This is a genomic window from Lentibacter sp. XHP0401, assembly GCF_025751535.1.
In the GTDB taxonomy this organism is placed as follows: domain Bacteria; phylum Pseudomonadota; class Alphaproteobacteria; order Rhodobacterales; family Rhodobacteraceae; genus Lentibacter.
On record NZ_JAOWLC010000001.1, the window covers coordinates 308,249 to 319,581 of the forward strand.

Here is an 11,333-nt window from a genome sequence, read left to right on the forward strand (position 1 = left end):
CTTTTCATTCGGCTGCTTTGACGCCGCCTTTGCCGTCTTTTAGTGAAGACTCATCTTTGGAATTCGGCAGCTTACCTGCTCGCTTCAGCACGTTGTGCATGTCTTTGGAATTTGGTTCTATCGTAAGATCATCCTGATCTTCATAGCGATTGTCGAGCCCCTCCCAGAGGATTTCTGGGGCGGCCATGCGGCGTGCAGCGTTTTGTAAGGCCATGTCACGTGCAATACGGCTTGCGCTTCCCAAAGAGAGCGCTGCAAGTGCGCGGGCGCCCCATCCAAGATAGGTTGAGAGCCAGACTCGAAGGGCCAACATGGACGGCGTGAAGACCAATGTGAGAACTGTCGCGATACCAAGACCGAAGACCACCGCAGTGGCGAGCTGTTTCCACCAAAGAGCTGTCGGACTGTCGATAGAGTACCCGCCATTCACGAAATCCAAGCTTAGGCCAAACATCATGGGGGCAAGGCCCGCCATTGTTGTGATCGTCGTGAGCAAAACGGGGCGAATGCGGTCTTCCGCTGTGCGCACAATCGCTTCGATACGCGGCATGTATGAAGAGTATTCCTGATACGTGTCGATCAAAACAATGTTGTTGTTCACCACAATCCCGGCAAGCGCAACGATCCCTGTGCCTGTCATTATGATGGAAAATGTCTGGTCCATCACCAGCATCCCGATCAGGACACCGGCTGTTGAAAGTACGACGGCCAGAAGCACAAGCACAGAATTGTAAAAGCTGTTGAACTGCGCAAGAAGAATGATGAACATAAGGCCCAATGCACCTGCGAAAGCACTTGTGAGAAAGGCTTGGCTCTCGGCTTCATCCTCCTGATCACCTGTCCATTCCCAAACAACCCCTGCCTGAAAGGGGGACGTTTCGAGCCATGACGTTAGTGCTTCAATCCGATTGGCCGGTGTGAGGGGCACTGCGACGAAACCTCTGCGTTCATAGCTGCTGCGCAGGCCCTCATCTTCGTGCCAGATGTTTGCGGAGACAATTTGGGTTTCTCCTGTATCTTTGTTTGTCAAAAGCATGGTTGCGTTGGCAACGCCCGCTTTTACATCAAAATACCGCATTTGATCTGCGCGGTTTATCTCCGCCAGTTTGGCCACCGGTTTGCGGGTCAAAAAGTTCGAAAGCGGTATCAGGCCGTCATTTGTTCTTAATTTGAGCGAGTCCAGAGTGCTTAGCACACGGTCTTTTTCAGGCAGGCGAACGCGAATATCAATTTCCTCATCGGAACTGTCGACGCGCATCGTATCAAGCAGGAGGCCGCGGGTTACGAGTTGAATCATTCCGCCGACAGTGGCAACATCCGCGCCATAGCGCCCCGCTTCCTCAACATCGACATCAAGCTGCCAGTCAATTCCGGGCAGGGGCAGGGTGTCCTCCTGAAGGGTAAGACCTGCAGTCTCATCAAATTTGGCACGGGCTGTTTTTGTTGCGCTGATCAGTGTTTCCCAGTCATTGGCTTTGAGGCGCAAATGAACGGGCTTGGCCGAAGCAGGCCCACGGGAAGCTGAAAGTATCTCGACTTTAATGCCGGGGAGTGCTTCAAGTTGTGACGTCAGTTCATCAAGGACCAGATCGCCGTCAAGCTCTGGCCTGTCGCGGCGGTCTTCCCATGGGATGGTTTCGAACTGGATCTGTCCTATCGTGTCTTTGGGCGGCTGTGCACCACCTGTATTGGAGTTGAGACCGCTGTTTCCTGCGAAAGCGAAGGCATTGTCCACCCCAGAGTGGGCTAGCACGACGCTTTCTGCACGGGCGATTAACTTGTCTTTTTGTGCTAGCGAAAGGTTGCCTCGTGCTCTTACGTAAACGATTGCCATTTCTGGTTCGGACTCTACGAAAAACTCTGTTCCGTTGTTGTTGGCTCCGTAGTAGCCAAAAACAGACATGACGAAAAAGAAGACAGCGGCAACCGACACGACAGGCATAATCGGGTTGGCCGTGATCAGACGAATGAATGATCCGAAAACTGTGCGTTGACGACCCGCTTTTACAGAGTTGTGCTTCCACTTGATTTGAGTCGCCCCCAACGTCACGGAAGATGCAAAACTCCCCAGCAAGAAAATTGCAAATCCAGGCAACAGAGACATGACACCTTCAAGGGGTGCTATGCCGCCAAATAGATAGCCTGGATTGAGAGTTTGTAATGCGCCAAGGAACACCAGGTATAGTGATGGCAGTACCAATGTCGCACGAAGCCACCAAGGCGCTGCAGCGCGCAAAGCATCGGCGGTGTGAGAAAACAGGCGGCTCATGCGGCCAGTCACGCCTCCCATAACAGGCAGATAAATCAGCGCAACAACGAGTGAGGCTGAAAGCACAAATATGAGGGTCACGGGTAGCATCCCCATGAATTGCCCCGGAACGCCTGGCCAGAACAGCATTGGCAGGAAGGCACAGAGTGTGGTGGCAGTGGAGCTTACAACAGGCCAGAACATCCGCTTGGCGGCTTCCACATAGGCATGCATCGGACCTGAGCCTTCTGAAATGCGTTTGTCGGCATATTCCACAACAACAATCGCTCCATCGACCAGCATCCCCACGGCGAGAATAAGCCCGAACATAACAATGTTGGAAATGGTTATCCCCATCAGGGCAAGCAGGGCAAAGCAAAGCAGAAAAGAGGTGGGAATGGCGAAGCCGACAAGCAGGGCAGGGCGCACGCCGAGCGAAGCCAGTACGACTATCATTACAAGCGCAATAGCAGTCAGAACCGATCCTTCCAGCTGGGCAATCATAGAGCCGACAACGCGTGACTGGTCGTTTGATGTTCCGACATATACTGCTGTTTTCAACTCCGCGGGCCATTCGGCACTGGCCTCTGCAACCACCTTTTTAACGGCATCGGCCATATCGAGCAGATTGAAGCCTTTACGTTTGACCACCTGCAACGCTACGGTTGTTTCACCGTTAAAACGAGCAGTCCCCATCCGATCCTCAAATGTGAGCCTGATCTCGGCCAAATCCCCCAGCGTAACAACGCGATCTCCGTTGACTTTGACGGGAAGGTCGTAAACGTCCTTAGGTTCATTAAAACTTGATGGAATTTTGACAGAGAACGCACCAGTCGCGCTCTCGACCTCTCCGGCAGCGATGAGCTGATTGTTGTTGCGTACAACGTTGATCAACTCCCCAGCGGTAACATTGTAGGCCTCAAGGCGGAGCGGGTCGATGATGACTTCCAGCATTTCATCACGTTTGCCCGCGATTCCGGCTTCCAGCACAGCATCAAGACTTTCGATTTTTTCTTGTAAGTCCTCGGCAACGCGGCCCATCGTCCGTTCTGGCACATCGCCTGTCAGATTTATGATCAGAACCGGAAATTCAGAGAAGTTGATTTCTTTTATGGTATATTTCTCTGCTCCTTCAGGGAAATTGGCTTCTGCCGAGTTCATGGCTTCACGAACGTCAGCCATGACAGCTGACTTGTCCCAGCCAAACTCAAACTCGAGGAAAAGACCCGCGTAGTTTTCTGCAGCTGTTGCGGACATAGATTTAAGGCTGTCCAGATCGGCCAGTTCTGTTTCCATCACTTTAACAAGCAGTGTTTCACTGTCGCTGGCTGAGATGCCCGGGAATGGGACGGATATAAACAGCCCAGGAATCTGAATGTCAGGCTCGCCTTCTTTGGGCAGTTTAGCATAGGCAAAGCCACCAACCAGAAGCGACAAGATAATAAATGCCATGATCATCCGCGCACGTGACGCGGCCCAATCAACCAAGCCCGTCATTGCGAACCATCCTGAAACTCTGCTGTGACGGGGACGCCATCTATCACATATTCCTGCCCAATGATGATGATGTCGGCACTTTCGGGCAAGCCGCTAAGCCAAACACCGTCAATGTCATCGCGTAGCAAAGTGACTTCTCGAAAAACGGCGGTCTGTTTCTCATCAATAAGGCGTACGCCAAGCAGACCGTCATTATTAAGGGTTAGGGCCGACTGTGAAACAAGATGAGCCGAGCGACCTTCTGCTGCAATAACAATTTCTGTGGTCTGTCCGTCACGTATTTCTAGGTTTGGGTTGCGAACTTCGATTTCAACACGAAATGTACGTGTCAGAGGATCTGCGCTACGCCCCAAAAAGCTGACTGTGCCTGAAAGCTCCTGACCTGTCGTCAAGCGGCCGCCAGCATTAGCACCTACCTTGATACGGCTTACCTGTGCTTCAGGGACAAAGCCTACAAGTTTGACAGGATCAAGCTGGATGACGGTCGCGCAGGCTCCGCCTGGCTGAATAAGTGCTCCAAGCTCGGCGGTGTCACTTTCCAGCAACCCGCCAAAAGGGGCTTTTATCTTAAGCCGCGAAATTTCTTTTTCGGCAGCGGCCACATTTGCCTCGGCAGACTCAATGGCAGCTTGAACTCCAAGCATGCCAGACTGCGCAGTCTTCAAGGACGCTTCTGCCACTTTGACATTCGCCTCAGCCCCACGCACCGAAGCTGCGGTTGAGGCGACACGCGTGTCAGAAGCAAATCCACCTTTTGAAAGCGTTCGCGCCGCGTTGTCGTTGATTTCAGCTTCTTCCAATTGGGCTTTTGCTTGTTCCAGCTGTGCTTCGGCGCGTGGAATTTGAGCTTGGGTTTCCGGAATACGCGCCATTGCTTCAGCTAGGCGGGCTTGTGCTTCGGCAAGGCTTGATCCGCGTGTGCCGGGATCTAGTTGGCAAAGGATTTGTCCTTGCTCTACAAATGCGCCCTTGCGTAGCGGCTCCGATATTACCAGCCCAGATGTTTCTGCCCGCACGTCCACCTGGCGCGCAGCTTCGGTTTGGCCACGCAATACTATCGCACTATCGATTTCGCGTGCATTTGAGTGAATTGCGATAACGCCCACGCGTCTGCCGGCTGTCTCTTCTGAACTGGAGGGTGAAGTGCTTGCCGCTTCGGATGAGGTTTGTGTTTTTGAAATATTGTTGCCTCGGGCTAATGATAGGAGAGCCTCGCGCTCGACGACGAGATAGAATAAAAATATTGTGACAATGATGGCCGTTAGGACTGGAATGATCCGCATCTTTTCGCCTTGTTTTGGCAGGTAGAGGACCCTGCCTTGGAGTGATGAAACCACTTTATTACATTGCTTCGCAAATAAATCAGATTCATTCAGCTGTCCAGTTTACTCTAGGTTGCCCGGTTCGTCATCATATGGGTTTCAGTGTGGTTAGGTTTGCGATGGGACGCCGATCTTTAAGGCAGGCCTTGGCAGGCGCATGTTGAGGCTGTAAGAGGGGGAAAATAGTGGGGGCAAACGCTTGAGCGATACCGATAGTTTTATTGAAGAAGTTACGGAAGAAGTTCGCCGTGATCGCCTATTCGCTTGGGTGAAGCGTTACGGCTGGATCGTGATTTGTGTTGTGCTTCTGACTGTAGGAGCAGCAGCCTTCTACGAATACCGCAAAGCGCAATCAACCGCGCAGGCACAAGCCTTCGGTGATAACGTATTGGCGGCCCTTGATAGTAACGCGGCAGAAGAACGTGCACTGGCGCTAGCCGGAATTGAGACCGGTGCTGACGGATCAGCCTCTGTGCTTGGGCTCTTGCGTGCGAAAGAGTTGTTTGAAGCGGGCAATATTGCCGATGCCAAGGCTGCTCTTCAGCAGGTTTCGGATGATTCTACCGCACCATTGGTTTACCGCCAAGTCGCTACGTTCAAGTTGCTGGCATTGCAAACGGATGATTTGAGCGTTGAAGAGCGCAGTGCCGGGTATCAGGCATTGATCGGCGGCAACCCGCAGCTCGGAGTCTTGGCTGAAGAGCAACTTGCGCTTCTTGACATCGAGCAAGGCAAAACAAAAGAAGCGATTGCAGCGCTGAATTCCATCGTTCAAGATGCAGAAGCAACTGCGGGGCTTAAGCGGCGTGCAACCCAGCTTATTATCGCACTGGGCGGTGAGTTAACCGACGTTCTTGTTGAATAACGCACCAACGGGTGACTATGAAGAGAGCGACAGAAGAGGCTGAAGGGAAGATCAATATGAAATCTGGTTCGCGTAAGTCGGGCATGTTGTCTCTTCTCGCAGGTGGAGCTGCCCTTTTATTGCTCAGCGCCTGTGAAGAACCCGAAGTTGTTCTGGCGGGCAAGCGGGAGGCACTCCGCGCTGAAGAGAGCAATGCAAATACCCCTGTTGCGGCACGTTCGATGGAGAACCGCTCTCTTGCTGTATCGCTTGTTGCGCCACAAAATAATGCAGGCTGGTTTCAGCGTCATAATAGCCCTCACACCCGAGTTTCCCATCCTGCATTTTCGGGGGCTCTAGAGCCACTTTGGAGTGCGGACATCGGAGCAGGGGACAGCCGCTCTGGCCGTATAACCTCCGAGCCGGTGGTTGCTGCAGGTAAAGTTTTCACACTTGATTCCGAGGCGCGCGTAACCGCGACATCGGTTAGCGGAGCGCCGGTCTGGAACATTAGCCTCGTTCCGCCACGGGATGCCGCACGGGATGCGACTGGGGGCGGTATCGCCTTTGCGGATGGCGCGTTGTTTGTGTCTTCAGGTTTTGGTTTGGTCACGGCTCTTGATGCCAATACTGGGCAAGAACTGTGGCAGCAAAAGCTTCAGGCCTCGGCAACTGGTATGCCTACGGTGAAAGACGGGATCGTTTATCTCGTTGCTGGAGATTCAACTGCGTGGGCGCTGGATACAAATTCTGGCCGCATTCTTTGGCAACTAGGGTCGGCTGCGGACAAAAACAATGTCCTTGGCGGGCCAGCGCCTGCTGTGAACGACAATCTGGTTGTATTTTCATTTGGCTCAAACGAGTTGCAGGCCGCATTTCGACAGGGTGGGCTTCGTATTTGGGATGCCGCGATCTCGGGCCAACGGGTTGGGTTTTCACGTAGCCGAATTACTGATATCACGGGTGATCCAGTAATAGTCGGTGATAAAATCTACGCGGGAACGTTCTCTGGGCGCACTGTTGCACTAGATACTGCGAGCGGCGAACGGATTTGGACAGCTGAAGAAGGCCCCATGAGTCCTGTCTGGGTGGCAGGTGGTTCTGTCTTTATGGTCACCGACAATAACGAGTTGGTTCGGTTGGATGCGACCAATGGTGAGCGTATATGGGGCACAAAACTTCCGTTCTTTGTGAAAGACCGACCCAAACGCCAAAAAACAGTATTTACTCACTATGGCCCTGTTCTGGCTGGCGGGCGCCTCTACGTGGCTTCGAATGATGGTTTAATCCGAGTGTTCAACCCTGAAGACGGAAGCCTTATAAAAACTGGCGAGCTTCCAAGCGGCGCAGCTACTAGCCCAGTTTTTGCGGGCGGGGTTATGTATGTTGTCAATCGCAAGGGTCAACTTTTCGCTTTCCGTTGACCTGAATGTAAGTTAGTTGCGTCTTTTCGCGACTGGAGCGCTAATCATGAGTTTTACACTGGCCATTGTCGGCCGGCCTAATGTCGGCAAATCGACCTTGTTCAACCGTCTGGTTGGCAAGCGGCTTGCTTTGGTTGACGACCAACCAGGTGTAACAAGGGATCTGCGCGAGGGTGAAGCCAAACTTGGCGATCTACGGTTTACAGTAATCGATACTGCCGGCTTGGAAGACGCAACGGACGACTCTTTGCAAGGGCGTATGCGTCGCTTGACTGAGCGTGCAGTCGAGATGGCTGATGCATGCCTCTTCATGATTGATGCTCGCATGGGGGTGACGCCTACCGACGAAGTGTTTGCTGATATTTTACGTCGTAAGGGCAAGCCCGTTTTTGTGGCTGCCAACAAAGCTGAAGGCATGGCGGCAGATGCGGGCGTAATGGAGGCGTATGGCCTTGGTATAGGTGAGCCAATTCGGCTTTCAGCCGAGCACGGTGAGGGGCTAAACGAGCTATATTCTGCGCTCATGCCAATGGCTGACGCTTTTGAAGAGCGCGCCAAGGAAATCGCTCCTGATGTGGACGTTACGGTAGATGATGAGGACGATGTTCCAGATCATACACCGACGATCAAACGCCCCTTGCAGGTTGCAGTTGTGGGCCGCCCCAACGCGGGTAAATCTACGCTGATCAACAAAATACTTGGTGAAGACCGCCTTCTGACCGGCCCGGAAGCTGGCATCACGCGTGACGCGATTTCGCTGACACTGGAGTGGTCAGGGACGCCAGTACGAATTTTTGATACCGCTGGCATGCGCAAAAAGGCGAAGGTGCAGGACAAGCTTGAAAAGCTTTCGGTCTCTGATGGTTTGCGGGCAGTAAAATTTGCTGAAGTCGTGGTTGTTCTGCTTGATGCTGCCATTCCTTTTGAGCAACAAGATTTACGTATTGCCGATTTGGCCGAACGTGAAGGTCGCGCTGTAGTTGTGGCGGTGAACAAGTGGGATATCGAAGACGAGAAGCAGGATAAGCTTCGTGATTTGAAAGAATCATTCACACGTCTGCTGCCGCAACTTCGAGGGGCCCCCCTTATCACCGTATCAGCTAAAACCGGACGAGGCCTTGAGCGTTTACATGATGCAATCGTGAAAGCGCATGATGTTTGGAACAAGCGGATCAGCACGGCGCACCTCAATCGCTGGCTTGATGGAATGGTGCAAGCGCACCCGCCGCCCGCTCCGCAAGGAAAGCGCATCAAGCTGCGCTATATGACGCAAGCTAAAACTCGTCCGCCGGGGTTTGTAGTGATGTGTTCGCACCCGGACAAAATGCCAACAGCTTATTCACGCTATCTAGTGAACGGGTTGCGCGAAGACTTTGATATGCCAGGAACGCCTATTCGCCTCTACATCCGTGGGCAGGGCGATGCCAATCCTTATAAGGGCAAGAAGAAGCCGGGTCCTTCGAAACTTCGAAAGCATACTCTTGGTAAGAAGAAAGATTAAGAGCGTCGGTGTTTCAGTGTTGCGAGGGTTAGATAGGCAATTCCAACGCTCGCCAGCCCGATCACGCTTGTATTGACTGGCTCAAAGTTGCTGATAATCACGCCAACAAGCGCCCAGATTACTGCCAATGGGTAAGCTAACGTATCAGGGCGCGCTTTTTGCATGGCGACAGCAATAGCAAGCGCTATTGCAAGCCCGATGAAGGCAGCGGTGGTTTGGGATGTGTAGCCATATCCTGCGAGCAGTAAGCCAATAGAAACCGAAGAGGCCGCAGTAAGCCAACCGGCATAGGCTCCGATAGGTTCGCGCTGCCACCATCTGTCAGTGGAGCCGCTTCTGGCAAGTGCAGCAAGCGCGCCGATCAGCATGACCCAGATGAGCGCTGTTGCCCATATAACGGAAAGCTGCGCAACCGCGATCCAGGAGGCGCCCACAGCAAGGCTGACAAAAAGCGCAGGTCGGCCATCTTCCCAAGTTCCATCATCGGCCCGGCTGAATAAGCCGAACCCTGTTCCCAGGATGAGCCAAATATAGATTAGCCCCCAAATGGAAAATGCGTAGCCTGCAGGTTGAATGGGCGGGTTTTCCTGAGGAACGGGGAATTGACTGGCCTCAAATCCATTGAAACCACTCGTCATAAACGGGGAGACCGCAAAAAAGACTGCGGCAACAAAAGTCATAATGGCGAATATGCGCTTCATTGAATTACCCTATGCATTGTGACCCCGTCACTTCAAGCCAGAGTGCCATCTGCATTTAAAACCGTGCGTCCACCAAGGTAAGGTGTAAGAGCCGCAGGAATCGATACTGAACCATTCTGCTGCTGCCCGTTTTCCAACACTGCAATAAGCGCGCGCCCAACCGCAAGCCCGGACCCGTTGAGTGTATGAACATATTGTGGCTTGCCGCCGTCAGCCGGCTTGAAGCGCGCCTGCATGCGGCGGGCTTGGAAATCACCACAAACAGATACAGAGCTGATCTCGCGGTATTTACCCTGCCCGGGAAGCCAGACTTCAATATCATGCGTCTTGATCGCTCCAAACCCTATGTCACCGGTGCAGAGAATGACTGTTCGGTAAGGTAGCCCGAGCTTCTCAAGAATGCCCTCTGCACAACGCGTCATGCGGTCGTGTTCGATAAGGCTTTCGTCAGGGTGAGTGATGGAGACCATTTCGACTTTCTCGAACTGATGCTGTCGCAACATGCCTGAAGTGTCGCGTCCAGCGCTTCCGGCTTCCGAACGAAAGCACTGGGTATGAGCCACATAACGACGGGGTAGGGAGCTTTGCTCCAAAGTTGTCCCGTTTACCATATTCGTCAAAGGAACCTCAGCAGTTGGCACAAGCCACCAGCCATTTGTCGTCTGGTAGCTGTCTTCGCCAAATTTTGGTAACTGTCCTGTACCATACATCATTTCTTCTTTGACGAGCACAGGGGCCCATGTCTCCTCGAGGCCATTCTCTTCAATATGCGTGTCGAGCATGAACTGCGCCAGTGCCCTGTGAAGACGCGCTATTGAACCGGACAAAACAACAAAACGGCTGCCAGATAACTTGGCTGCGGTTTCAAAATCCATACCCGTTTTAACGGCTTCAATTTCAAAGTGCTCGCGGGCTTCGAAATCAATTTCGCGTGGGGTGCCCCAGTGGCGGATTTCGACGTTGTCGTTTTCGTCTGCGCCATCGGGGACATCGTTGTGCACTAAATTCGGCAAGCTGGAGAGCATTTCGTAAAGCTGATTGTCGAGCGCTTTCGCAGATGCTTGCAACTCTGAAACTTCGGCCTTTTTTGCGGCGACTTCCTCGCGCAGGTTATTGAAAGCGGTTTCGTCCCCTGCGGCTTTCGCGGCACCGATGTCTTTTGCTGCTTTGTTTTGAGAGGCTTGAGCAGTCTCTGCGGCCAGTATCATCATTCGTCGTTCCTCATCAAGCTTGAGGACGTCGGCTGAAACGGGCGTGAGGCCACGGCGTTGCATGGCCGCGTCAAAGGCGCTCGGATTGTCTCTGATAGCGCGAATGTCGTGCATCTTTTGTGTCCTTCTGCGAAATGAGTCTGTTTTGCTGTCTTATGGCCGATTTAGCTGCCTGAGGTAAACGGGTGATTGTGCGCCTTTGGGATTTCCCATTGCCCATTGCAAACATAACTGTTCGGGCATAGGTAGGGCTGAATTTGAAGGGCTTTGCCCAAAACCAGACCACGACGGGGGCGCATATGAGACCTGGTGACTTGCTGATGTTGGCCGCGATTTTCGCGATCATGTACTTTCTTTTGATCCGACCACAGCAAAAGAAAATGAAAGAACACCAACAAATGATCGAGAACATCCGCCGCGGTGATCAAGTGATTACGCAGGGCGGGATCATCGGCAAGGTTGTAAAAGTGCGTGATGATGGCGAACTCGAAGTCGAGATTGCCGACGGTGTCAAAGTCCGCGTGATCAAAGGTACGGTCGCGCAGGTGCTTAATAAAACCGAACCAGCCAAAGCGTAAGCTTTCA

General features: G+C 52.8%; 8 protein-coding genes. 4 read left to right on the plus strand and 4 right to left on the minus strand.

All coding sequences use genetic code 11. The features are described 5' to 3' along the window. Window positions 1–4: 4 nt before the first annotated feature. On the minus strand, window positions 5–3,745 hold the full coding sequence (locus tag OE750_RS01610; RefSeq protein ID WP_263760669.1) for an efflux RND transporter permease subunit: 3,741 nt from the start codon (window positions 3,743–3,745) through the stop codon (window positions 5–7). Beyond that, the gene (locus OE750_RS01615; RefSeq protein ID WP_263760671.1) at window positions 3,742–5,028 is read right to left on the minus strand and encodes an efflux RND transporter periplasmic adaptor subunit; all 1,287 of its coding nucleotides are present in this window, start codon (window positions 5,026–5,028) and stop codon (window positions 3,742–3,744) included. Before OE750_RS01615 ends, OE750_RS01610 begins: the two co-directional genes overlap by 4 nt. Window positions 5,029–5,266: 238 nt before the next feature. Between OE750_RS01615 and OE750_RS01620 the strand changes: the two genes are divergently transcribed. The 3 genes from OE750_RS01620 to der are packed head-to-tail and all read left to right on the plus strand — an operon-like array spanning window position 5,267 to window position 8,836. Continuing rightward, window positions 5,267–5,932: a tetratricopeptide repeat protein gene (locus OE750_RS01620; RefSeq protein WP_263760673.1), complete on the plus strand. Its 666-nt coding sequence runs from the start codon at window positions 5,267–5,269 to the stop codon at window positions 5,930–5,932. Between the two features lie 56 nt (window positions 5,933–5,988). Then, entirely contained in the window at window positions 5,989–7,335 is a 1,347-nt protein-coding gene (locus OE750_RS01625) for a PQQ-like beta-propeller repeat protein (protein WP_263760675.1), read from the plus strand. Window positions 7,336–7,381: 46 nt separating this feature from the next. Further along, on the plus strand, window positions 7,382–8,836 hold the full coding sequence (gene der / locus OE750_RS01630) for a ribosome biogenesis GTPase Der (protein ID WP_263760677.1): 1,455 nt from the start codon (window positions 7,382–7,384) through the stop codon (window positions 8,834–8,836). Here der and OE750_RS01635 read toward each other — a convergent pair. Both OE750_RS01635 and serS read right to left on the minus strand, forming a co-directional pair. Further along, on the minus strand, window positions 8,833–9,537 hold the full coding sequence (locus tag OE750_RS01635) for a hypothetical protein (protein ID WP_263760679.1): 705 nt from the start codon (window positions 9,535–9,537) through the stop codon (window positions 8,833–8,835). The genes der and OE750_RS01635 overlap by 4 nt on opposite strands. Before the next feature lie 32 nt (window positions 9,538–9,569). Then, window positions 9,570–10,862, minus strand: coding sequence for a serine--tRNA ligase (serS, locus tag OE750_RS01640; protein WP_263760681.1), 1,293 nt, complete (start codon window positions 10,860–10,862; stop codon window positions 9,570–9,572). 185 nt (window positions 10,863–11,047) lie between these two features. Here serS and yajC point away from each other — a divergent pair, with 185 nt between their 5' ends. Continuing rightward, window positions 11,048–11,326, plus strand: coding sequence for a preprotein translocase subunit YajC (gene yajC / locus OE750_RS01645; RefSeq protein WP_263760683.1), 279 nt, complete (start codon window positions 11,048–11,050; stop codon window positions 11,324–11,326). Window positions 11,327–11,333 lie beyond the last annotated feature (7 nt).